Annotated in this window: 21 protein-coding genes; 7 read left to right on the top strand and 14 right to left on the bottom strand. The window is 41.5% G+C overall.

The genetic code is table 11. The features are described from left to right. Positions 1-110: 110 nt before the first annotated feature. Positions 111-2,585: a glycosyl hydrolase family 95 catalytic domain-containing protein gene (locus tag FZF08_RS28135; RefSeq protein ID WP_229216729.1), complete on the bottom strand. Its 2,475-nt coding sequence runs from the start codon at positions 2,583-2,585 to the stop codon at positions 111-113. Between the two features lie 557 nt (positions 2,586-3,142). Then, the gene (locus FZF08_RS28130) at positions 3,143-3,322 is read right to left on the bottom strand and encodes a hypothetical protein (protein WP_159477018.1); all 180 of its coding nucleotides are present in this window, start codon (positions 3,320-3,322) and stop codon (positions 3,143-3,145) included. Between the two features lie 655 nt (positions 3,323-3,977). On the opposite strand from FZF08_RS28130, the gene FZF08_RS28125 reads away from it, so the two are divergent. From FZF08_RS28125 to selD, 3 genes are all read left to right on the top strand, one after another. After that, the gene (locus tag FZF08_RS28125; protein ID WP_159477051.1) at positions 3,978-4,346 is read left to right on the top strand and encodes a rhodanese-like domain-containing protein; all 369 of its coding nucleotides are present in this window, start codon (positions 3,978-3,980) and stop codon (positions 4,344-4,346) included. A 100-nt stretch (positions 4,347-4,446) separates the two neighbouring features. Next, entirely contained in the window at positions 4,447-5,484 is a 1,038-nt protein-coding gene (gene mnmH, locus FZF08_RS28120) for a tRNA 2-selenouridine(34) synthase MnmH (RefSeq protein ID WP_159477013.1), read from the top strand. A 1-nt stretch (position 5,485) separates the two neighbouring features. Beyond that, entirely contained in the window at positions 5,486-6,526 is a 1,041-nt protein-coding gene (gene selD, locus FZF08_RS28115; protein ID WP_159477010.1) for a selenide, water dikinase SelD, read from the top strand. Between the two features lie 225 nt (positions 6,527-6,751). On the opposite strand, the gene FZF08_RS28110 is transcribed toward selD, so the two are convergent. Beyond that, positions 6,752-7,882, bottom strand: a complete 1,131-nt coding sequence (locus FZF08_RS28110; RefSeq protein ID WP_159477007.1) for a DUF692 family multinuclear iron-containing protein — start codon at positions 7,880-7,882, stop codon at positions 6,752-6,754. Between the two features lie 22 nt (positions 7,883-7,904). Next, positions 7,905-8,057, bottom strand: coding sequence for a hypothetical protein (locus FZF08_RS28105; protein WP_159477004.1), 153 nt, complete (start codon positions 8,055-8,057; stop codon positions 7,905-7,907). A gap of 823 nt (positions 8,058-8,880) precedes the next feature. Between FZF08_RS28105 and FZF08_RS28100 the strand changes: the two genes are divergently transcribed. After that, complete coding sequence (locus FZF08_RS28100) at positions 8,881-9,768, top strand: AraC family transcriptional regulator (protein WP_159477001.1); 888 nt, start codon at positions 8,881-8,883, stop codon at positions 9,766-9,768. A gap of 274 nt (positions 9,769-10,042) precedes the next feature. Beyond that, entirely contained in the window at positions 10,043-12,412 is a 2,370-nt protein-coding gene (locus tag FZF08_RS28095; protein ID WP_159476998.1) for an ABC transporter permease, read from the top strand. 127 nt (positions 12,413-12,539) lie between these two features. On the opposite strand, the gene FZF08_RS28090 is transcribed toward FZF08_RS28095, so the two are convergent. The 7 genes from FZF08_RS28090 to FZF08_RS28060 form a co-directional block, all read right to left on the bottom strand. Further along, positions 12,540-13,556: a zinc-binding alcohol dehydrogenase family protein gene (locus FZF08_RS28090; RefSeq protein WP_159476995.1), complete on the bottom strand. Its 1,017-nt coding sequence runs from the start codon at positions 13,554-13,556 to the stop codon at positions 12,540-12,542. 96 nt (positions 13,557-13,652) lie between these two features. Further along, positions 13,653-14,906 carry an L-fucose:H+ symporter permease gene (fucP, locus tag FZF08_RS28085; protein WP_159476992.1) on the bottom strand — a complete coding sequence of 418 codons (1,254 nt, stop codon included), beginning with the start codon at positions 14,904-14,906 and terminating at the stop codon, positions 13,653-13,655. A 54-nt stretch (positions 14,907-14,960) separates the two neighbouring features. Continuing rightward, a complete protein-coding gene (locus FZF08_RS28080; RefSeq protein ID WP_159476990.1) occupies positions 14,961-17,087 on the bottom strand; it encodes an alpha-L-fucosidase in 2,127 nt (708 codons plus the stop codon). 112 nt (positions 17,088-17,199) lie between these two features. Beyond that, entirely contained in the window at positions 17,200-17,562 is a 363-nt protein-coding gene (locus FZF08_RS28075) for an L-rhamnose mutarotase (protein ID WP_159476987.1), read from the bottom strand. Positions 17,563-17,674: 112 nt separating this feature from the next. Beyond that, entirely contained in the window at positions 17,675-18,718 is a 1,044-nt protein-coding gene (locus FZF08_RS28070) for an aldo/keto reductase (RefSeq protein WP_159476984.1), read from the bottom strand. A 573-nt stretch (positions 18,719-19,291) separates the two neighbouring features. Next, positions 19,292-19,675: a DUF779 domain-containing protein gene (locus tag FZF08_RS28065; protein WP_159476981.1), complete on the bottom strand. Its 384-nt coding sequence runs from the start codon at positions 19,673-19,675 to the stop codon at positions 19,292-19,294. Positions 19,676-19,781: 106 nt separating this feature from the next. Then, the gene (locus FZF08_RS28060) at positions 19,782-21,323 is read right to left on the bottom strand and encodes an aldehyde dehydrogenase family protein (RefSeq protein ID WP_159476979.1); all 1,542 of its coding nucleotides are present in this window, start codon (positions 21,321-21,323) and stop codon (positions 19,782-19,784) included. A gap of 283 nt (positions 21,324-21,606) precedes the next feature. Between FZF08_RS28060 and FZF08_RS28055 the strand changes: the two genes are divergently transcribed. Then, positions 21,607-22,488, top strand: coding sequence for an AraC family transcriptional regulator (locus FZF08_RS28055; protein WP_229216728.1), 882 nt, complete (start codon positions 21,607-21,609; stop codon positions 22,486-22,488). Positions 22,489-22,601: 113 nt separating this feature from the next. Here the strand turns inward: FZF08_RS28055 and FZF08_RS28050 are convergent, their stop codons facing one another. Then, positions 22,602-23,000: a response regulator gene (locus FZF08_RS28050; RefSeq protein WP_159476973.1), complete on the bottom strand. Its 399-nt coding sequence runs from the start codon at positions 22,998-23,000 to the stop codon at positions 22,602-22,604. Between the two features lie 113 nt (positions 23,001-23,113). Between FZF08_RS28050 and FZF08_RS28045 the strand changes: the two genes are divergently transcribed. Continuing rightward, entirely contained in the window at positions 23,114-23,497 is a 384-nt protein-coding gene (locus tag FZF08_RS28045; protein WP_159476970.1) for a response regulator, read from the top strand. Positions 23,498-23,524: 27 nt separating this feature from the next. On the opposite strand, the gene FZF08_RS28040 is transcribed toward FZF08_RS28045, so the two are convergent. Then, a complete protein-coding gene (locus tag FZF08_RS28040; protein ID WP_159476967.1) occupies positions 23,525-24,436 on the bottom strand; it encodes a hypothetical protein in 912 nt (303 codons plus the stop codon). A 120-nt stretch (positions 24,437-24,556) separates the two neighbouring features. Further along, entirely contained in the window at positions 24,557-25,201 is a 645-nt protein-coding gene (locus FZF08_RS28035; protein ID WP_159476964.1) for a DUF1080 domain-containing protein, read from the bottom strand. Between the last annotated feature and the right edge of the window lie 171 nt (positions 25,202-25,372).

The following is a 25,372-nucleotide window of genomic DNA, read 5'->3' as shown; positions in this document are numbered from 1 at the left end:
ATGCGATTACGAAATTGTAAGAAACAACGCAGCGTGCTGTCAAAACGGCCTTGGCAAATCGCTTACATATCATTTATAAAATTTCAACTTTGTTATAATTCAACTTTCTTTTATTGGGAGACAAATACATAAACCTGCCCTGCCCGGGTAGGCAAATCATAAAGAAAAGTTTCCTTAAGTACGAGTGTTTCTTTTTTTGCTTTTGGCGATATGACAGCAGATAAGCTTTCCTGTGTTGTGTAAAAAGGATTCGCGTTGGGGCCTGATGCTTTGTGCAATGCCGCTCCCGCTGCTGTTTTGAGCGCATTGGGCACTCTCAGACGAAGGTTGCCCCCAAGCTTCGATTTGATCTCTGCACGGGTCAACTTTGCTCCTGTCCATTGCATATTTACCAGTTCAAAACCACCCTGTGCCAGCAAACCGCTTATATTACCAGCCTGCCAAACATCAGGAAGTGCGGGAAGTAAATGAACGGCTCCATCAGCACTTTGCATCAGCATTTCAGTGATACCGGATGTGCAGCCGAAGTTGCCATCAATCTGAAAAGGAGGATGTGCGTCAAATAAGTTGTTGTAAGTTCCTCCGCCCTCACGTGTTGTACCCAGTGGAGAAAGCTGACTTTTGATCAGCGTATAAGCATGATTACCGTCCTGTAATCTGGCCCACCAATTCACTTTCCAGCCCATACTCCATCCGGTCGACACATCACCGCGGTGCATCAATGTTGTGCGGGCAGCAGAAAACAGTTCCGGTGTCCGATAGGCCGAGATCTGGTCTGAAGGAAATAAGCCATATAAATGCGACACATGGCGGTGGTGATCGTTTGGATCATCCACATCGTCAAGCCATTCCTGCAACTGACCATATTGACCGATGTGCATCGGCGGCAAACGCTTCTGCATCGCTCTTAGCGTATCTGCAAACGCGACATCCTTTTTCAAAATGCCGGCTGCCCGGATTGTACTGCTAAAAATGTCAAACGCGATTTGATTATCCATCGTCGTTCCTGCGTCGAGGGAAGAACCTTCATGTGCAGCGGGTGCATTTTCAGGAGAACTTCCGGGATTAACCACGAGCCAGTGATATTTCGGATGTTCGATCAGAAAGTCTGCATAAAATGTGGCGGCTCCTTTTAAAACCGGATATATTTTCGCCAGATAAGCCTTATCACCCTGATACAGGTAGTGCTGCCACAGATGCTGGCTTGTCCAGCTGCCACCTGCTATCCACATTCCCCAAAACGCACCGTCAATGGCGCCGGTTGCTCTCCAGATATCCGTGTTGTGATGCGCCATCCAGCCTCTGGCACCATACATGGTTTTTGCAGTTTCTTTTCCGGTCTGTGATAATTCCTCTACCATTTTCAGGAATGGTTCGTGCAGCTCGCTGAGGTTCGCTCTTTCTGCCGGCCAGTAGTTCATCTGGGCATTGATATTGATTGTATATTTGCTATCCCAGGGCGGCATCATTTTATTATTCCAGATACCCTGCAGATTAGCTGGCTGGCCTCCCGGTTGCGAGCTGGAGATCAATAAATAACGACCGTACTGGAAGTATAAAGTCACAAGTTCCGGATCATTTACATTACGAAAGTTTTTGAGCCTTTCATCCGTTGGCAACTTACCCTGCTCAGTTTCACCAAGATCAAACTTAACTCTGTTAAAGTATTTCTGATAGGCAATTACGTGAGGAGCAACAATGGCAACGTATGATTTAGTAAAGGCTTTATTCAGATACGAAGCTGCCAGCGCATTTTCATCACCACTTACGTCGTGATAGTTTTTAAAATTGGTCGCGACTGAAACATAAATGGTCGCAGCAGTAGCTCCGTTTACAACCAGCAAGCTGTCGTGCGCCGAAACTGTCCCTCCTTCTGTTTTAATGCGCGTAATTCCTTTGAATCTGACCTGTCCGGCTACACCTTCATGATCGGAAGCAGTACCAGAAATCGTGAGGTCATTGGCAGATGTTACTTTTATTTCCTTTTTGCGGTGTAATGAAGAAAAGGACGCCTCAAACGACAAGCGACCAGGCTTGTCTGCGGTCAGGCGGATCACAATCACCCGGTCAGGAAAGGAGGCTAGCACCTCCCGTTTGTAAGTTATTCCATCAACGGTATAAGATGTGGTTGCAACAGCGCGTTCAATATCCAGCTCCCGGTAGTAATTGGCGTAAGTTTCATGCCCGGGAAAAGTAAGTAGTAATTCGCCCACCGGCTGGAACATCTGCCCCTGGGATTTTTTACTGATGATCGATTTATTAGCGAGTTTCTCAGCTTCCTTCTGCTTTCCATTGAATATCAACTGACGGATTTCAGGCAGCGCCCTGAGCGCGTCCGGGTTGTCGTTACGGTTTGGGCCACCTGACCACAAAGTATGCTCATTGAGCTGGATCCTTTCTTTTACCACATTGCCGTACACCATCCCTCCCAGCCTGCCGTTACCAACTGGTAAAGCATTTTCCCAGGTATCAGCTGAGGGTTTGTCATACCAAAGCTTCTGCACGCGTGGCGTTTGAGAATGACCACTAAACGCAACAATGTTGATTAAAAAAGAAAAAATCCACTTCATATATACACGAATCATTTGTTACTTCTTTTAATTCAGTATTTGTACTTATTGAAAAATGCAATTTTCAATACGTCCCTCGTATCGTTTTCTTTAAAAAAAATTAAAGAAAAAAATGTGTCAAAATGACACTTTAAGGAATGTAATTATATTAATTATTTTATAAAAAACAAAATTATTCCTTACTGAAAGATAAAATTATACTTATTGATTCAAATCAATCAGACTCTTAGCCCGCAGCTAAAAGTTATTTCTCTGAGTGGTTAGAGTTCTTGAAGACGAGTCCGGCTCTCGGTCAGACTCAAAGTGAAGCTATTTCTATACCAAAGCCATCTTTATTCACTTCCCAAAATTTTAGATTTTGACATTTTTACCACTTGTACCAGATTTATATCTGGCAGGGAGCGCGCGCACCGCTAGGAAAATAGAGCATTTATATCATGGTTTCTTAAACTTCCTCATAAATTTCGGGGTGGCTTTTTGATGCCTCGGCAAATACACTGAACCATATTTCGCCACAATGATTCTGCAATAAAATATTGCCTTCTGCTGTATCTCTAAATCCGAAATCCTTTTTATTCACTGTGATTGGCAAATGTCCGCCGCATCTGATTGTTCCGTTCGTATGCTTTTGCATGGTTATCATTTACAACAATTTTTGCCGTATCAAATCCTTCTATGTTAAACTGTTTATCAGAAGATGCTGTAATCAGATCGTACGCTAACTCCTTTGTTTTTAAAATATAATATGCCATTGTTGGCTCCTTCCCGTATTTTTCAAAGTTGCTTTCAGGATAAACTTTTTATATTATTTTGGAGTGAGAATATCAATACCTTTCCCATTTTTCAATTCTTTCAATACACCATGATCGATTTGTCGGCCTGTTACAGAAAAACCGTCAGACCCTGAACTTGTCCAGCATGTAATTGTTCAGCCATACCAAATCAGTTTTCAACCATTGTCTTTTTCCTTAGCTGACAGCTCATTACCTTCCCCTTTGAAGGTCTTTGATAATGAACTATATACAATCAGCGACAGTATATATAACTTAATATAGTCCAGGGTCAAACAAATTTTGTTAGATTTACTTAAGCTCCCATGTCTGGTATTGGATCTGATTCATTGTTGAATTGTTCAGAATAGTAAGACAAAGAGTGGCTGATCTTATTAGTAAACGCGTTTTCATGTAGCTCCAGGGCCATTTTGTCTTCAAGCCGATAAAGTGCTCAACGATTTAATCAGTAACAGATGTTTGGCGGTGTGCCGCAGAGACAGGTTAGATCACTAGGCACTTAAACAAAACCGCGTCGCGTAGAAAATCAAAGTACTTTAACATTATACCCGTGAAAAACAAAAAATCAATTCTATTTTATGCTGCTTTTTCAGCCTTAGTTTTTGTCAGTTTTATAATGAGCAAACAAGAGCCCTGGAATCCATTTCAGCTCATGGAACCCAGGAACCTGGCCGAAATATTAGCAGATCCGAGTCAACATCCTTTGATCATCAGTATCGGCCCTTCCGGTTTGATTAAAGGAGCAATTGCAGCCAACCCTGCCAAAGAAAAAGAAAATCTTGAAGGGCTGCGTGAAATGCTTTTGAACGAACCTAAGGAAAGAAACGTGATAATCTATTGTGGCTGCTGCCCTTTCAAGGATTGTCCCAACATACGTCCTGCATTTACACTTCTTAACCAGATGGGATTTAAGAATCATAAATTGTTAAATCTATCTCAAAATCTCAAAGTAAACTGGATCGATAAAGGCTACCCAATGAACTGACAGAAGGAAAGGCTTTGTCAACTTTCCCTGTTATGATTAAGGCTGCTGTTACCTTTTTTGATTCTAAAAAATACAAAGCGATTACGCCTTCAAAAATAAAATGATTAAAACCATAACAATTCGTGATTTTTTCAAGCTAGACGTACCACTTGCCGATGTACGAACACCCGCTGAATTTGAGCATGGACATATACCAGGAGCATTTAATTTACCACTTTTCAGTAATGAGGAACGAGTCATTGTCGGGACAACGTACAAACAAATTGGCAGGGAACAGGCCATTCTGCTGGGTTTCGATCTAACCGGACCAAAGTGGTCGGGCTTTATAAAGCAGGCATTACAGGCAGCACCTGACAAAAAAATAGCGGTGCACTGCTGGCGCGGCGGAATGCGCAGCGGCGCTATGGCCTGGGCACTTGATCTTTATGGATTCGAAGTTTACCTGATAGAAGGTGGCTATAAGCGCTACCGAAGGTGGGTCCTGGATCAGTTTGAAAAATCATACCAACTGCTTATTTTAGGTGGTATGACAGGCTCCGGTAAAACCAGGATCTTACAACAACTCCAAAACTCAGGAGAACAGATGATCGATCTTGAAGCGCTTGCCCGGCATCAGGGATCGACCTTTGGTACGATGAATAAAATGGTACAGCCTACCCAGGAGCAATTTGAAAACAATTTGGCTTATCAATTAAAAGGCCTCACTATTTCACGCTTTATATGGGTGGAAGATGAAAGCCATAACATCGGAAAACTTTCCATTCCAAACAATTTCTGGAAACAAATGAACCAGGCCGTTTTAATCGATCTGATTGTTGACCCGGATCAAAGGGTTAAAAATCTTGTAACGGAATATGGGCAACTGGATAAGGAGTTTCTGATCAGCTGTACGGAAAGAATTCAAAAGAGGCTGGGACCTTTACAAACTAAAAATACAATAGCAGCCATTAAAGAAAACCGAATGGAAGATTTTATCAGATTTGTATTAGTTTATTATGATAAAACCTACCGTACCAGTCTGTCCAAACGGCAGCCAGACCATATTCATTCAATGGAAATCGCATACCTGGATCCAGCTATGAATGCCATTCAGATCCTGAATTTTTTAAATACGGTCACCCCTGCCCCACTACTATAACATGGATACCAAAGATATAAAACTCACGCAATACTCCCACGGAGCAGGTTGCGGCTGTAAAATCAGCCCGGCCATTCTGGACAAAATACTTCATAGCCCAATAGCGCATCAGACTGACCCAAAGCTTCTGGTCGGAAACGATAAACGCGATGATGCCGCTGTACTGGACCTTGGTAACGGAACCGCACTTATATCAACCACCGATTTTTTTATGCCCATTGTAGATGATGCCTATGATTTCGGCAGGATTGCATCCGCCAATGCCATAAGCGATGTCTATGCAATGGGTGGAAAACCAGTACTGGCAATCGCTATTTTGGGTTGGCCCATCGATAAACTGCCTCCGGAAGTTGCACAAAAAGTGCTGGAAGGATCACGGGCTGTTTGCGCTCAGGCTGGTATTACCCTGGCAGGTGGCCATAGCATCGACTGTCCCGAGCCGGTTTTCGGTCTGGCTGTGAGCGGAATGGTTAATATATCCGAGCTCAAACAAAATTCAACAGCCACCTCAGGCTGCAGGCTGTATCTGACAAAACCCCTCGGCGTGGGAATCCTTTCAACTGCTCAGAAAAAAGGTTTGCTATTGCCAGACGACGCGGCCATTGCCCTTCAAAGTATGACTGCCCTAAACAAACTGGGTGAGTTATTCGGAAAGATGCAAGGTGTAAAAGCAATGACAGATGTGACAGGTTTCGGCCTTCTGGGCCATCTTTGCGAGATGTGTGAAGGAAGTGGGCTGCATGCAGAAATAGAATTTGACAAAATACCCGTCATTGCCAGTTTGACTTATTATTTGAACCAGAAATGCTTCCCCGGCGGAACACAGCGCAACTGGAACAGTTACGGACATAAAATTTCAGAGTTGACAGATCAGCAAAAATATATCCTTGCCGATCCGCAGACCAGTGGTGGACTGCTGGTTGCTGTCAGTGAAGATTTCACTTCTGAATTTGAGCAAAGCCTCTCTGAACTTGGTCATGAACTGATCTCTTTTGGACATTTGAAAATGCAAGAATCCGGACCAGTGATTCATGTAGTTTGATCGTCGATACTACTTAAATGGAAATTTCAGTATTATGGTCCACTGATTCCGTATCGGATTTTCTTGGTCCGTTTCATTGAAATTTCCACTTCTAAGGCCATGGTACCATTTTTTTAAGATAATTAAAAGTACAGGAATATAGGCCGAAGTTATCATTAAAACACCCACTGCTGAAAGCCCCGCCCTGTATTACGATTCTCTAACGGCAATAAGCAGGAAAACCTTCTAGTCAAAACCATTTTTCCATTTTTGCGCGATGGACATAGCGGTTTCAAGCATGTAGGGCTCCCAGTTTTCTACATTCCAGGCAGAATTTCTCAGGTCTGATAAAGAAAGTAACTTTTGGGCCTGATGCAGATCAACAGCAGTTTCCAGAATCTGAGATAATTGCTGTTGCTGTTTATAAAGATTAAGATCTTCTAAAGGAGTGGCTTGCAGGTTTGTCTTGTACAAAGGCATAAAAGTATTGTGTCCACTGGCATTGAATTCTGCTCCTTTAACAATAGCATCCATTCTCAGAAAATCCTCTTGATACATGATCCGGCTTTCAGCTGAGCCCAATGCAGTCCCCAGCTGTTCTAGCACCACATATTTAAGATTCGGACACAGAGGAATTGTATTTATAAGCAGTTCAAAAACTTCTTGTGGCACAGCCTGATCGTGTGTATCCCGCCTGACTTGTTTACCATTTCCTATTAAACGCTCATCCCAGCTTCCTCCCGAAATATGGATCTCTCTGACCTTTTCAACAGGATAGAGGTGAATGATATCCTTAAATGTGATATCGAAATTATGAATCTGGCAGTATAGATTATGAAGATCAAGGATAATAAATCCGTTGATTTCGTCGGTTAATTGATCAAGAAAATTACCGTGTTTTCTTACTTCTTCAATAGAATAAGAAAATGCAAGATTTTCCAGCCCAACCGGACACTGGCAGGCATCCTGTATTCTATTAAGCCTGTCCTTTCCCAGTGCAAGTGTTACCGGAGTAAAAGGAATACTTATCGGAGCACCTTTATGAAAGTCTGATCCGGTCATGAATCCGAAATGTTCCGTAATATGATCAAATCGGAATTTCAAGGTGAAAATTTTTAGCTTTTCCAGCCATTCCTGCTGGCTTGGCAGCCATTTTCCTGAAAAAAGAGAAAAATATACTCCATGACCTATCAACCTGTTGTTCTTGCTGAATTCCAGGACCAGATCAGTAAACCAGTCCGGAATTTCTTCATATTTAAATAAAGTGTCGAATGACCATTCCAGCGCCTGGATTTTATCCTGTTCGAAAAGCGGTAATGCAGCCAACAAAATATTGGTATCCAGATTACAAGCAACGGAAGTAAAAATTTTTTGCATAAAATAGTCATTCGATCAGGGATCAACCCATACCACAAGCAGGACAAGGATCCATGTGTTTTGTTTTGGCTGTTTTCTCCTTTTCCGGATTCACACCATCAGCTGTACAGGCCGCAACAGAGGTAACAATAACAGCTACGGCGAGGGCTTGAAGAACGGTTTTTGAAATTTTCATATAGATTAATATTAGGAATTGGGAATAATTCAGGAGAAATCAGTTTTTCATTCTGAAATCATATTCTTATGACCCGCTTCTATTTCAATTGGTTGTAACTGGTTTCACTTTTTTTAAAGCCAAAACCAGCGCAGACTTTCTTGCCAGAAATTTATTCGTTTCGGAAAGTAAAGTCTGTTTTCATACTGCTGTGATTCCTGGGATCCGGCTTCTAAAAAAAGAAGATGGTATGGTCGCATAAGCAATGCGAATTTTTACTTAACCACCACCGTCTTAAAAAAAAAATAATTGTTGACTTACCTGCTAATCTTCGAATTCCTGCCACACGAATCAACATAGCAAGCAAAGCATGAGCTTCTGAAATACATTTTTTTACATCCGTCATTACTGCTGAGTAACGACAGGAGCCATGAATTCAGATTACTGGCGGTGGAAACGTTTGGCTTTATCATACAGAAGGAAAGCAAAAAAAGTATAGGAGATTTAGTTATTTACTGAATTTTACTTGCATTAATAGTTGTTCCCAACTCTTGCAATGATCATTTTATAACTGTTCTCAACTAGCCCAAAATTTTTGAACCCACACTTTTTGACTCACCTGGTTACCGGTGTTAATTCGAATTTAGCAGCAGACTGACAGATTCAAGCATTATTATGGATGTTGGCAGAACACTCAAAATGAAAGGTTAAAATAACAAGGGTAAAGATGCTCTTTTAAAACGCAAATCGACGGGACAAAATGCAGTGTCATTTTGCATAGTAGTTTGTAATTTCCAAATAAAAAAGTCTTTCTCTAAATTTAAGTCAATTTTGCCATGAAAAAATGAATAAACGATTTATAAAACAGACGCTATCCCTGCTCAATACAGATTATGTTCAACTGGATTCCCGCTGGAACTACAAAAATGTTATAAGTCCATACCACCGCATCTATTACATTGATGCAGGGGAAGGGACGATTTCTGATACAACCAAAACTTTGACCCTCGAATCAGGCTATTTATATATCATTCCTGCCTACACGCTTTGCAATCTGGTTTGCGAAAACCGTCTCAGCCAATATTTCGTACAATTTTTCGAAGAGTCAACGGACGGAACTTCGTTATTTTCTAATGTCAGGCTTATTCATAAGGTAAAGGCCAGCGATATTGATTCTATTAACTTTCGCAGGCTGGTCGATATCAATCCGGGGAGAGGAATCAAACGATCTGATAACCCGAAAGTTTATGAAAAAAATATTTACTACAAACAATATCAGGAGCTAAATAACCAGCAAAGATTTTCAGACTTTTTAGAAACTCAGGGGATTCTGTTTCAGTTACTATCTCGCTTTACAGTTCCTGAGATTTTCCAAACAAAGGATGTCAAAATCACACCGGCAAAGGTTCTTGACGCAATGCGTTTTGTATATCTTAATCTTCATCTCCCTCTCAAAGTAAAAATACTGGCAGAAAGGGCAAATTTGAATTCGGAATATTTTTCGCGACTTTTCGAAAAACACACCGGCACGCGTCCGCTCAACTTTATTTATGATGCACGGGTTGAGAGGGCTATTCATATCATGGCAACGAGTCCTGCATCCATTTCCGAAATATCAGTCCTGACTGGTTTCGAAAGCCTCTCCCATTTTTCACGCGTATTCAAAAAATTAACGGGACGTCCACCTGCTCTCTATCGAAAACATATGCAGGACTTCCCTGATGAAGACTAGTTGCTTATGCAGATTATTGCACTTTCCATCCTACCTACTGCCCACTTTTGCAAAAATTACTTTAACCTGCTCATTTGATCACGTTTAGTATAAATGACATCGAAAGTTTGAAAACTAAGTTTATAGTTTATATTTGAGATATATTTACCAGCCATAGGATTAGAATGAAGTCTGTTTCCCAGGTGGAGTATATGTTGAATAAAAATTTCAATAAAAACTAACGATGCTACGCAATCATATAATCAGCGCTTATAGAAATTTAATCCGGCACAAAGTGTACTCGATTATTAATCTACTGGGTCTTGGGTTAGGGGTAACAGCTTCCTTGCTGTTATTTCAATATGCAAGTTTTGAGTTGAATTATGACAATTTCCACGGCGAGAATGTCTATCGAATCCGGTTGGATAATTATCATGGCGGGTCTTTTGAAAACAGTAGCGCCACCAGTTATTACGGCGAATCGCCTGAACTCAAAGAAACCTATGAAGAGGTACGGGACTATGTACGCCTGCACCGGGCGGATGGAATGATCAAATACCAGAAAGACGGAGTTATCATCAGTAATTTTGAACGCAAGGGCTTTTACGCCGATTCCGGTTTCTTTTCCATGTTCTCTTTTCCTTTGGTAAAAGGTGATAAAGATAAAGTGTTAAAAAACCTGAATTCGGTAGTCATCACCGAGTCCGTTGCAAAAAGATATTTTGGAAATGAAGAACCATTAGGGAAAGTACTGACGCTTACGACAGAGTGGCAGGGCGGCGATTATATTGTAGAGGGCGTTGTGAAAGACCTTCCTAAAAATAGCCACATTCAATTTGATCTGCTGTTTTCAATTGAAAAGCTCCTTACCAACGCCCAGTTCAAACATGGTGCCTGGTATTGGACAAACTTCTATAATTATGTACGATTACGGCCCGCTACTGATATCTCGCAATTTCAATCTAAAATGGATACCATTCTCTACAAACACATTGGCAGGGAAATGTTAAAATCAAATAACATACAGAAATTCGTTTTACAACCCATCAGGGATATTCACTTGCATTCCAACATTTTCTCCGAAATGGATGTGAATGGGAACGCGCAACTCATCTCTTTTATCCTGATTATTGCGTTCCTGATTATCGGCATTGCCTGGCTCAATTACCTTAATCTCTCCACCGTTAAAGCTATGGAAAGAGTAAAGGAAGTGGGTATACGAAAAGTGATGGGATCGGGCAAGTCGCAGCTCATTTTTCAGTTTCTCTTTGAATCCCTGCTGTTGATTTTAGGCGCGATGGGGATTGCAGCGATTCTTCTGTTCATCGTTAAACCGTATTTTAATGAATTGGTAGGAAAAGATATTTCATCGGACTTTTTCAAGCAAAGCTCATTCTGGATCCCCGTCACGTTGATCCTTGTGACCGGAACATTCTTGTCGGCGTTGTACCCCGCGTTCGTTTTGTCCTCTTTCCAACCGATTAGTGCCTTGAAGGGCAAGTTTGTCAAAAGCGGCGCAGGAGAGAAATTCAGGAAAGGGATGGTTGTTTTGCAGTTTACAGCTTCAATCCTTTTAATTATCGGTACCCTTATTATCGGGAAACAGATCCGTTTCATGCAGGAGCAGGAACTGGGGATTACCATCAATAATAAATTGATTATCCGAGCCCCAAAAATTCTCAGAAGTGGTAGCTACTCAAATGAGATACAATCCTTTAAAGATGCCTTGCTGCAATATCCCTCTATTATAAAAATCGCGACGTCCTCAGAAGTGCCTGGAAAAGAAATTTTCTGGACAAATGAATTTAAAAGAAAGGAAGCATCGGACTATGAGAAAAGTATTTTCAGCATTGTTTCTGTGGATGATGATTACATACCTTGTTACGGCATTAACCTTGTTGTCGGCAGAAACTTCTCTAAGGAAAGAATTTCTGATTATGGGAACACGGTGATCATTAATGAAACGGCGTTGAAGGTTCTTGGTTATGATTCTGCCGAAAATGCACTCAATCAAGAGATTCAGGTAGGCCTGGACCTTAAAAAAGTGATTGGCGTTATCAAGGATTTTCAGCAGGAGTCATTTAAGAAAAGCAAGACTCCCTTGATTCTGTATTTTATTCCATGGGGAAATGATTACGTTTCTGTTTCGCTCAATGCTACGAATGTCCATACAGATGTAAACATTATTACAGATACCTATAAGAAAATGTTTCCTGAAAATGCGATCGAATTCTTTTTTCTGGATGACTTCTTCAATCGCCAATATCAAAATGAAGTTCAATTCGGCACGATCGTAAAAGTGTTTTCCCTGCTTAGTATATTCATCGCAGCTATAGGGCTGTTTGGGTTGTCCTCATTTATTATTTCCAAACGGACTAAGGAAGTAGGGATCAGGAAGGTTCTGGGAAGTTCAGATATGTCTATTTTATATTTACTATCAAAAGACTTTTTGATACTGGTAGCCATTGCTTTTGTGCTATCGATCCCCATTGGCACGTTACTAATTAATAAATGGCTTGAAGGATTTGCCAAGCGCATTGATATCCCATTTTGGATTTTCTTGCTATCAGGGGCTATCGCTTTATTGATTGCATTTTTCACCGTAAGTTTTCAGGCCATTAAAGCATCGCTCGCGAATCCAGTCAAATCCATTCGAACAGAATAATCATTGGATATTTTTTGATGATAAGTAAGGAGTCTTGAATCAGACTCCTTACTTATCATCAAACTTTGCATAAATATGGCACCAATCTGTTATTGATGAATAAGTTTACTTAGCGCCATTTAAGCATTTACTCCATGGATACCATAGCTTTTATCACACCATTCGCGGGATCAAGCCAGGTTTTAAATTCGTTCTTAACTTCTCCAAAACTAACGCGGTGTGTTATGTAAGTCGTCGGATCGATCAATCCCTCCTTCATACTTCGGATTACATGCTCAAAATCCTCCCTGGTTGCATTTCGGCTGCTCATCAAGGTGGATTCACGTTTATGAAACTCGGGGTGATTAAAACTGATCTCTCCCTTTTGCAGACCAATCAGTACATACGTGCCTCCGTGAGCCAGATATTGAAATGCGGTATTGATTGCCTTCAAATTCCCTGTTGCATCAACAATAACGGTTGGCATATCGCCATGGGTCAGCGCCTGAAGTTTTTCATGCACATTTTCGGTGAGCGCGTTCACGGTATGCGCAACCCCTATTTTTGTGCGACAGAATTCAAGTCTGCCATCGTTGATATCCAGTGCAATAACTCTGGCACCAGCTATTCTGGCAAATTCCATCGTACCCAACCCAATGGGCCCGGCCCCCACCACCAGAACGGTATCAGCAGCGGTAACTCCTGCCCTTCTTATGCCATGTGCTCCAATCGCCAACGGCTCTACCAAAGCAAGCGCATCATCACTGAGCCCTTGGCCATGGACAAGGGAATAGGTAGGAACAGATACGTACTGAGACATTCCGCCGTCAATATGTACCCCAAAAACCTGCATTTTTACGCAGCAGTTAGGCTTACCAGTACGGCACGCTACACATTTGCCACAATTGAAATAAGGGATAAATGTTACGGTTTCACCTACTGAAAATTCACTTGTACCATCTGTTTCCACAATCTCTCCCGAAAGCTCATGCCCAAGAATCCGGGGATAACTAAAAAAAGGCTGTGTTCCTTCAAACGCATGGAGGTCAGTTCCACAAATACCAATTCTTTTGATTTTTATAATGGTTTGTCCCGCGGTAAGTTCCGGCTTTTCGGTTTCACGGTAAGCGAATTCGCCCGGCGTTACACAAACTAATGTATTCATATTTCTAAGTCGTAATATTTTAATTTTCCTTGATTTTCGCCCGCATCAAATGCGGTTTTAAGCCTCTAACTACGCAAAAGAAAGAAGATATATCCTTCAATGCGAAGCACCTAACTTAATCGTACTGACTTTATTGTTTTTGATCGCAAAATACAGAACCACAAGAAAGCAGACTGCCGGTACGATGTAAGCAGTCTGAATAGACGAAATATCTGAAACCTGGCCCATGATTACGGGAAATATTGCGCCGCCAACGATGGACATGATCACCAGTGAAGAGCCAACTTTCGTTTTTGCCCCGAGGCCGCGAATACTGAGTGCAAATATTGTCGGGAACATGATGGACATAAAAAATTGAACACCAACCAGCGCATATAAAGAAACCATCCCGGAAGTGGTAATAGCCACAATCAGCAAGACGATATTGATCATACTATATATTGCAAGCAAACGCGGGGGAGCAATAAATTTCATCAGATAAGTTCCTATAAAGCGTCCGATCATGAAGCTTAAAAAGGCCCCGGACAACAAATACGCTGCCGTTTTTTCTTCGATACCAGCCACCTGACCAGCGAAACGTATAAAAAAACTGCTGATACAAACCTGAGCGCCAACATAAAATAACTGGGCGGCCACGCCTAGAAGCAGGTTCTTTTCACTGAAAATTGAGCCTTTTACAGCACCTTCTATTTCCTCTTCTTCCTGAATTTCCGGCAGTTGTGTACGCCAGATCAGCACGGCCACCAGCAACACGACAATGCCAATGATCACAAAGGGCATCTGCACCGACGCAGCTTCCATATCCAGATATTCATTCAGCTGTACCGAGCTCATGGCTTGCTGCTGCTCACCCGATAAGGTTTTTCCTGAAAGGATAAAAGTACCACCCATTAAAGGAGCCAGAAATGCCGCCAATCCATTAAAGGATTGTGCAAAGTTTAGCCGCTGTGTGGCCGAATCAGCATCACCCAAAACGGTAATGTACGGATTTGCCGCTGTTTCCAGAAATGTCAATCCACTGGCTATAATGAAAAGAGCTACAAGAAAGAAACCAAAATGACGCGTTTCGGCCGCAGGATAAAAAAGAAAAGTCCCGGATGCGAACAACACAAGCCCCAGGGTAATACCGGCCTTATAACCAAATTTTTTCATGAAAATCCCGGCCGGCAGGGCAATGAGAAAGTATGCAATATAAGACGCAGAATCAATCAGGGCAGATTGAAAGTCGCTAAGCTGGCATGCTTTCTTAAGATGCGGGATTAAAATAGGATTTAGATTCAATGCAAAGCCCCATAAGAAAAACAGGGAAGTAATCAGAATAATGGCCAGCTTTGTTTTACGATCAGTCATAGTATTTAAAAACATTGGGTTGAACCAAACTTTCACTCAGGAACTTTTGGATAATCAATTTGTAATGATGTCCAGTTCAGCATAACCTGCTGCGTCATCACCTTGCGTATTTCGAACGGCTTCCAATTTGATATAACGAGCCTTTGTTGGTTCAAACTTCTTGATTTGCCATAATGGGTTGTTTTGTATATTGGAAAATTCTCCTTCGTCCACAAGTTTCCATTTCCGATTATCTACTGAGATTGAAAACTGATAATTTTTAATGATCCCCGCGTTCCTGCTCTGGCTGGGAAGGTACCGAAATCCTGCCAAATTTTCTTCTTTCCCCAAATCGATGACGATTTCGGCTGGTAATTTCTTGTTCTTTGGCTGGAACCAGTCCGTATCCGGGTTCCCGTCGATGATACGGTTCACCTTTTCATCATCCATAGAAACAATTTTCCATGCTTTTCTGGAAATGTCAAATTGCTGCTGGCTTACAGGGCTACTTTTTTTGGAAACAGGGTCATGCGCAATAGCACGAACTTGTATCTTTCCTTCCGTTTCAATCGGCCCGGTATATTTTTTTGACTTATCCGTCGGAACGCTACCGTTCAGGGTATAAAAAACCTGCGATTCTTTATCAGATACATCAATACTGATCTCTCCCGATTTTCCACGTGTGATAACAGGGGCGTCTAATATTCGCGGAGCATTATATACTTCAATATTTGAGATCAGCGGAGATGCCTTCGAATCGGTAACCGTAAAGCGGAGCTGACTCGCCTGCACTGTCGGAAACCCAATTATGCGCTTATAGCCAATCGTAGTGGTGCCGGTGCCATTAGTTACCATCTGATCTTTCAGTTCTTTCCATTGGCCATTGACAAGGGCTTCCAGTTTGAAAGATTTTACGCGTTGCCCCAGGCGGATATATTCCTGCACCAGAAAGCGGTTGAAGGTTGTCGGTTTACCAAAATCTATTACCACTGAAGCCGTTTTGACATTATCATCCGTAGCCCAATAGGTATCCTTATTACCGTCTAATACCTTATCGGCTCCGTATTCTTTGGCATTGCCACGAACACTCGATGCGGTTACTTTCTTTTTTTCAGCCAAATTCACAGCAAAAGCTTCTTTAACCGCTTTGGCCAGTTCCAGTGCCGCTTTCTCGTCAGTTTTATGGATCCGGCCACTTTTATCAATCGGAAAATTAAGCAGCATCGTTCCGTTCCGGCCAAAGGAACTATAATAAATATTAAGCAGCTCCGGCAATGTCTTCACCCGGCTGTCTTCATATTCATGATAAAACCAGCCCGGGCGGATTGAGGTATTCACTTCACCGGGCACCCATGAATCGCCGTTTTCTACACCGTGGTGCAGCATATCATATGGAACGTCCCCTTTGGCATTTAACAGACTCCAGTTTGTTGCACCCACATAACCACCTTCTGTGCCCACCCAACGAAGATCAGCCCTGTCACCGTTGTCGTTCCAGATAACGATTTTAGGTTGAAGCTCCCGGATCATCTTGTAGGTATTTTTCCAGTCATAGTAAGTGTTCCTATCGATCTTGCGGCTGTTTCTTGCTCCCCCGTAATACCCATCGCCGCCGTTTGCACCGTCAAACCATATTTCAAAAACATCACCATATTTGGTAAGGCATTCTTCAATTTGTTTGCGAAAAACATTCTTTACATAAGGCGCGCTTCCGTCCGGATCGAGCAGTCCATAAGCTGGGTTGTTTCTATCCCATGGTGAAATATAAATTCCCAATTTCAGTCCGTATTTCCTGCATGCTTTTGCCAGATCGCCAATAATATCGCCTTTACCATTTTTCCATGGACTGTTTTTTACGGAATATTCGGTGGTTTCAGTTGGCCACAGGCAAAACCCGGAGTGGTGCTTGGCCGTGACGATGATTCCTTTCATACCTGCATCTTTGCATACTTTTGCCCACTGGTCACAGTCCAGATCGGTAGGGTTAAAGAGTTTGGCATCATCGGCTTCACCATATCCCCATTCCTGGTTTGTAAAAGTATTGGTTGAAAAATGTATAAAAGCGTAATATTCCATTTCCTGCCAGCGCATCTGGTTTTCAGATGGTAATGGGCCAACCCCATCCGGAGCTTTTGTCTGCGCCATAATGGTGCTCATCATGCAAAAACAAAGCATAACGGCATAAAATATTATTCTGGTCATATGATTGGTCTTGGTCGTTTAGGTACTGCTTGTTTTACTTTTAATTATTCGAAAATGAAATTTACAAATCCCTCGAAACACATTTGTACTGATAGACGCTTGTGTAAAGATGTTATTCCATTTTATAAATTTGCTCCATAAGCTGCCATTTTTGATCGGCAGAAGCTTCTGTTGCTGCGTTTTGAAATTGTGACACATAGGCTTCCCACTCGCTTTGCCTCGGTTTGCTGCCTAGTTCCGCCATGGCTTTGTCATGATCAAATTCAACTTCGGTATCCATGATCATAAAGAGCCTCGTACCTAAAAGATAAATTTCCATTTCCAGAATACCCACCTCCTTCATGCCTTGGGTGATTTCAGGCCAGGCAGCTCCCCGGGCGTGAATTTTCCTGTAAGTGTCAATCAAAGCGCTGTCTTGTCTTAGCTCCATCGTCTTACAAAAACGCTTGAATATTTTTGGTTTGGTATTTTTCATCAATCTCGTTCTACATCATTAAAATTCAACTAACGGCTGCTGTCACTTTTGTTTTCGCAACAAAACAATTGCTGCACCCTAGAATATGGATCAATGTACTTCAAAAAGTTAATTACTCATCAAGTGTATCGATCAGGCCTTCATTGCGTAATGTCTTCCAAAAATCATAGGGTATTTCCTTAGTAACCATCTCTATGTTCTGTTTTACTTTGGCCGCCTTGCTCGTACTTACAGCCACACTGCTGACGCCAGGAATTGTAAAGCCGTAATTCAGGCAGGCTTGTGCGGGTGTAATATCGAACAGCTCACATACTGCCCAAAATTTAGCACGCCACGCATAGAGGCTTTTTCCGTCTTCTGTATCGTTATCAATCAGGTGATAATTGTAATAGTCACTTCCGATCAGAAAACCACCATTAAAAACGGCTGAATTTATGACTGTTATCCCTTTTTTCCAGAGTTTGCGCGTAAAGTCAATTAATGCCTGAGGGTGGTCATGAAGTGTGAGGCTATTGGCAATCATTACCCAGTCCAGCTTTACATCCTTTGAAATCCTTTCAATAACCTGCCACTGCTTGGCACCAACGCCAATGCCTAAAATCTTGCCGGAAGCTTTTAATTCAGCCAGCGCTTTGTAGGCGTCAAGAATATCCAGATACAGGGCATTTTCTTCATCCTTGTTACGAGCTCTGGCCAAATATTCATCCGGATCATGTACAGAGGCGAGTTGGGAGCTATATGGGCCCAGCAAATCGTTCCCCTGATCAAAACAAGCCAATATCCCCTCATAGCTAATTCTTTGTACCGCGTCGTGCTTTAACTCTTTCCAAATTCCCGGCTCAAAAGTTGGTTCTGGCGTGGTAAGAGGTACCTGATACCAACCAAGTTTGTTGCTGATCAGTACATTTTCCGGATCCACATTTAAAGTATCCAGACATTTCGCTAACGACTGTAAAGCGAGGCCCGCCCCATATTTTCCGGCACTATCGAATACTGCTTTCCCAGGTGAGCTCTCAACACAGGCTTTTACGATTGCCAGTTTTTCCTCATAACTCGTGGCTTGATAGATATTGCCCAGGCAGCTTGTTCCAAAAACAACAGGAGGAAGATTAATAAAATTTACATCTTCACCGGGTTGAGTGTGTATTTTATGCATTGAAATTCTTGCTTTAATTTTTTGTGAGATAATTGGATTCCGCCCTGAGCACTGTTATCTAATGCAGTGACAAAACTAAAATTGAACGAGAAAATAAAATTGACAAAAACAGACTTTTTTATACCCAAAACAGATTTTTCCCATTTTTTAGTCTACTAAATATTAAATTCTGAATAATGGATTTTTCGTAAGTTCCAAATCGTTGTCGGCTTGTTGATTCTAACTAATACCATTATTTAACAACAAGATAAAGGAGAAGTTATCTGACTTAAAGACAAAAATCATCGGCATCCATTACAAGAATTACCACTATCCAAAATTGAAATGGGACTATCCATACCTTAGCTAACCATTTTCTTAAAGTAGTCTAAACAGTGTAAGTACTTGCCCGTAAATTGCTATAAAACTTTGATTTTAAATGAAACCAGATTTTAAATGATCCCTCACTGTCGCACCTTTTAATTTAAAAAGCGTTAGAACGCTAAAATAAATAAACCTGCCCAGCGCTATTTGCTGTTGGGCAGGTTCATTTATTTACGTGTTTCTATGCTGTGCTGAAATAATCCGCTTAATTTATGCAGCCGCAGCACCGCTGCGCACTTCACTCAGATTCTCTTCCTCAGCAGCGCTGTACATTCTTGAATGCGTAATAAAGCGGATACCCATGGGAATTTCAAGCGAAAAACTGGATCCTCTCCCTGGTGTCACACCAATGGTCAGCTGGGTATGCTGCCAGTATTCAAACTGATCACGGCTCATAAAAAATTCACAGCCCGAAATTTCCCCGAGCAAAACGTCACTTTCACCTGTTTTAAACTCACCTTTTTCAAAACACATCGGCTGAGATCCGTCACAACATCCGCCACTTTGGTGGAACATCAGCTCGCCAAACCGCTCTTTTAACTGATTTACAACTTTTACAGCTTCGGCCGTAATAAGCACACGGGGCGTTTTCATGTTAGTTTATTTTTTTATGATTGTAACGACTCAATTTAAAAACAGATGCCTATGCACGAAGGAAAGTATTTTTTATCCGTGCACAGGCAGTTTTTAATTTTTATGCTCAGAAAAATCCTAACGCATTACGGTCGTAGGAAATCAGCATATTTTTAGTCTGGCGGTAATAGCCAAGCATCATTTTATGGTTTTCCCGTCCAAAACCTGATTTTTTATAACCACCAAAAGGTGCATGTGCCGGGTAAGCATGGTAGTTATTGACCCACACACGGCCTGCCTGGATCGCTCTTGGCACCTGATAAATCTCATGTGCATCCCGTGTCCAAACGCCAGCACCCAAACCGTACATAGTATCATTGGCGATCTGGATGGCTTCTTCTACTGTTTTGAAAGTAGTGACGCAGGCCACCGGGCCAAAGATCTCTTCCTGGAAAATACGCATTTTGTTATGACCTTTAAAAAGTGTCGGTTTGATGTAATAACCGCCGGATATTCCATTTTCAAAAGTTTGCGCTTCGCCTCCGCATAATACTTCTGCCCCTTCTTCTTTGCCAATCTTCAGATAGGAAAGGATTTTTTCATACTGATCATTAGAGGCCTGAGCGCCCATCATGGTATTGCTATCGAGCGGGTGGCCCATCCTGATCGCTTTGGTGCGCTCAATGACGCGCGTCATAAACTTGTCATAAATGCTTTCTTGTACAAGGATTCTGGAAGGACAGGTACAAACTTCACCCTGGTTTAAAGCAAACATCACTGCTCCTTCGACTGCTTTATCAAAAAACGCGTCGTCTTCGTCTGCAATGGATGCAAAGAAAATATTTGGGGATTTCCCGCCAAGCTCCATGGTAACCGGAATGAGGTTTTCAGAAGCATATTGCATGATCAGCCGACCAGTTGTTGTTTCTCCGGTGAATGACACCTTCGCAACCCTTGGTGAAGATGCAAGCGGTTTTCCCGCCTCAGTTCCAAAACCGGTGACAATGTTTAATACCCCTGGTGGCAAAATGTCTCCGATCAGTTCCATCAGGCACATAATTGAGGTCGGCGTCTGTTCGGCTGGTTTTACCACCACACAGCAGCCAGATGCCAGCGCTGGCGCAATTTTCCAGGTTGCCATTAAAAGCGGAAAATTCCAGGGAATGATCTGTGCGACTACGCCAAGTGGTTCATGTAAAACGATGGAAACAGTATTTTCGTCATGCTCTGAAATCCCGCCTTCTTCCGCGCGGATGACCCCGGCAAAATACCGGAAATGATCCACACATAACGGCAAATCTGCTGCCCTTGTCTCACGGATTGCCTTTCCATTATCGATAGCCTCGACAACGGCCAGATATTCAAGATTATCTTCAATCACCTGCGCAATTTTAAGCATCAGGTTACTTCTATGGGTCGCAGATGTTTTGCTCCATGTTTTAAATGCTTCATGTGCAGCATCCAAAGCCAGCTCTACATCTTCTTTCCCTGAACGGGCTGCTTTGGTAAATACTTTCCCATCGATCGGGGAAATGTTTTCGAAATATTCCCCTTTCACAGGAGCCACAAATTTACCACCGATAAAATTATCATATTGGGCCTTAAATTCCGGTCTTTTTGCAAGGGTTGAACTCACTTCTGATTTTTTTTCTACTTCCAGGGTTTCCATAGACTTATCAATTTTAATTCGTGAATAACTATTACAAACCTACGGGTATGCCTGATTTTTTACTGGCACTATTGAATCAAATAATAGGATAATATTCTCAAAAAAAATAAAATAATCGATAACTTTATGGAGCATTTGCGCGTTAGTTAATTAGCTGTTAGCCAATGTTCGAATACTAAAAGCTACCTGCCCGGTACCTAAACCCAGTTCAATCTTAACTTTTGTCACTTCTATGTCGTCCGGATTCAAGTTAAACCAAATTGCCGTTTCTTCACAAAAATCAATGAAAACGCTGGTTGAGAACAGGCGGGCTTTTACACTTCAAAACTGTGAGCTGAATGTTTTTGAAACCCAGCAGACTTCCTCCCTTGTCCCGCTAAGCTTTTCTGATTTTGTGGTGACCAGTATGCTTAGAGGCAAAAAAGTCATGCATTTATTCGATCAGCCGGGTTTTGATTATCTGCCCGGAGAAACTGTGCTGGTACCTGCCCATGTGAAAATGAAAATTGATTTCCCGGAAGCAAGTGAACTTAACCCGACCCAGTGTATCGCCCTGGCCCTGGATCAGACCAAAATTCAGCAAATTGTTGACCGGCTAAACGAGCAGTATCCGCGTGAAGGACAGGATCAATACTGGCAGCTGCACCACAACCAGTACCATTTTCTTAATAATCTGGATCTGGCCCAAAGCATTAACAAACTGATCCACATCTGCTCGGGAAGTGCATTGGGTAAAGATATCCTGGCAGATCTTACCTTGCAGGAACTGGTCGTACACATTATTCAGACACAGCATCTTCATTCCGCGCAACAAGGGCTTTATCAGGAACATGATAGTCCTTTGGCTTATGTGCTGCATTACATAAGAACCAATATCGGGGAGAAAATCCAGGTGGAAGCGCTGAGCGAAAAAGCGTGCATGAGCCGTGCCTCATTTTACAGGGCCTTCAAAAGAGAGTTCAGCATCAGTCCGGTTGAGTTTATTTTGAAGGAAAAAATCAAAAAAGCAAAGTCTTTGCTATCAGATTCAAAAGCCACGATTTCGGATGTTTGTTACCAGCTTGGGTTTTCGGACCTGAATTATTTTGGAAGACAATTTAAGAAATCCGAAGGCATATCTCCTTCGCAGTACCGGCATGTTTCGGGTGGATTTGAGGAAACGTAATGGTTTTTAAACGCAGGGTTTGGGGCGTTATGACGTGGAGGTATTGGAGTTTTTTTTCTTTTTTATTGATTTTCCCACAATTATGGGAGTGGGGTCAATTATCTCGTTTTGAGCTATCTGAAAAATCTGAAGAATATTTTTTTAGCGATGTCAATCAATGCTACGAAAGAATTTGGCTTGGTAAAATAATCAGTAGCACCCGCCTCTATGGCTTTCTTTTTGAGCTCCGGATTATTGGACGTTGACAGCATAACAGCTGGTACATCTGAGAGTTCAAGATCATCTCTTATGGCTTTGATCGTCTCAATACCGTTCATTTTTGGCATATTCATATCCACCACAATGACAGTATCTTTCAGATCGTCCTCATTTTTAATATTCTCGATCAGCTCTTTACCATTTTGAGCCTCTACAACCTTTACATCCGCATTCGCCTCCTCCAAAGCTTCCTTAAATAACATTCTATCGTCTTCGTCGTCGTCAGCCAGATGAACAGTTTTGCTATCATCCATATCTTATAACTTCTTCTAAATTAATACTAATCAATACCCAAAAGTACAAAAATATTTGTTGTGGAATGATATTTTCAGTATTTAGAAAAACTCTAGCTAAATAAAACCACACTATGAAAAATCGGTCTTTTCTTCTTATTGATGATGATCAGGATGATCATTTTATCTTCTCGGATGCTTTGAAAATAGCGGATCCGGATGCCACCTGTGACTATGCATTCAATTGCCCTGACGCCATTGATTTTTTAAAAAAACAGGTGATCACAATACCTGATTATATTTTTATGGACTGGAGTATGCCTTACATGGATTCAATTGAGGCCATACAAGCACTCCGTGCTATTCCAGGAATTGACCGAACCCCCATTTATATACTTTCCGGCTCCAGGCCCAGTTTCGAAATTCATGACAAAGTAGGACTTATGATCCAAAAGGTACTGACCAAACAAAATTCGATCGAGCAGCTTGCAAATGAGATCAGGAATGTGATTTTATAATTGGTATTCTTTGAATGAATTTAATATTTATGAATTCTTCACATTTGTGACGAAGGACTCAGATACACTTGCAAGTTTTGCAATTTCTTCAACCGAAAATTTATTCATGGCCAGCAGGTTACTTACCACTTCGGTCTTTGCCTTGTCAATTCCCATTAATTCTCCTTTTTCCTCACCCAACCTTATTCCTTCTTTTTTGACCTGGTCCAAAACGAGTTCTCTTATACCCATAGTTTTTTGTTTGTCTGTTAATTCCTCAATTTCCCTTTCAAATTTAATATTATATTCCGGATTAGCAAACGTTACGTAACGCTGCAAAAAAATAAGAAGATCGTCCACCTTTTTCCTCGGAAAATTTTTACCAAACAGATTTCTGGCCAGGGAATATTTCAGATTCAACAAACCATCATCGTCAAGCTTTTTCTTTTTTAAAGCCAAAAGAACGGTTAACACAACAATGGAAAAAGGATTACTATTATTTACCAGAGCCTCTTCATCCTGATCAAGAATTTTATAGGTATTGAATTCAAAAGTAGCTTTCGTACCCAGATAATTATATTCAAATTTTTGCGGATGAAATCCTTCATTTCCATCCGTAAAAATAGCTATCGCCGTTACAGGTCTTTCATATTTATCAAGAATTCGATAAAAGTAAGTATACATCCTCCTTGCAAAATCTTTGTCATCATAGCCCTGCACTTCTATATGCACCAGCACCCATTCTTCCGCACCGGAACTGGTAAATACCTTCACCAGTTTGTCAACAAACTTAGGTGCTTTAATCTCTTCTGTTGGAAATAGCTGTTCCAATTCCTTATCCAGAAATTCAAACCCCCGCTCCAAATCAAAAATTTCCTCTGCATCTTTGAAAAAGAAGCAAAGGAAATCTGAGAATATATTTTCCAATATTCCCTTCCATAGTGTGTCGTTTCTTTTCATAAGTCATAATGATGGATTTAAACGCAGCGTTGTGGGAGTTGAACGCAACGTAACGCTGTTTTTATTTCTATCTCAGCGCAACGCCGTGTTAATCTCATTTAACGCTGCGTTTAAAATCCTTTACTCAGTCAATGGTTTTACCATGATATCTTTGAAGTATACAATACTTTTAGGATCGTGCGCTTGTAATGCGAACGTTCCGCTACTCAGAATTCTGTCTTTTTCTCCAGCCGATCTTTTGTCCGTATCGTTTTCTTCATAGTCCACCACCGTTTTGTCATTGATTTTGATGGTGATGTGTTTACCTTCTACTTTCACATATTCGGTATACCATTCATTGTCTTTGGCATAAGTTTCTTTCACATCCTGAATATTATACAAACTCCCGGTTCTTTTCCAGTCCGTATGTGAATTGTTGACCTGCACTTCATATCCCTTTGAAGGCCAGCCTGTTTCCTGATACATCGTATGGATATAAATTCCGGAATTTGCACCTGGCTTGGTCATTACCTGCGCCTTAAATTCGAAATTTTTAAACATATGGTTTTTAACAGGCCCTTCGTAAAACAAATGACCCACCGGTCCATTCACTTTGATCGCACCGTCTTCTATGGAGAAAGAGCTTGCATTATTGCCTACTTTCCATCCCTTCAAAGATTTCCCGTCAAAAATAGAGATCCATCCGTCTTGTTTAGGAGCTGAAACAGCACTGATTAAAACCGTAAGGGCGAGCAGCGCCGAAAAAAAATTTATTGTCTTCTTCATAAGATTGGTCTTAAAACCGTTTGGATTAATTGTTGTTTTTTATTTCTAAAAAGAAGAAAATTTATTAAAAACTACTCCCTGTTGTCCGGAAATAATATTGTCCGGTTAAGATCTGATAACGGCGTTTCTACGTGAAAAACAATCCCGCTATCTTTACCTCTGAAATAAAAA

The organism is Dyadobacter sp. 3J3 (assembly GCF_009801115.1).
GTDB lineage: Bacteria > Bacteroidota > Bacteroidia > Cytophagales > Spirosomataceae > Dyadobacter.
Note: the sequence above shows the minus strand (reverse complement) of the source record. Positions and strands in the feature narration are given on the sequence as shown.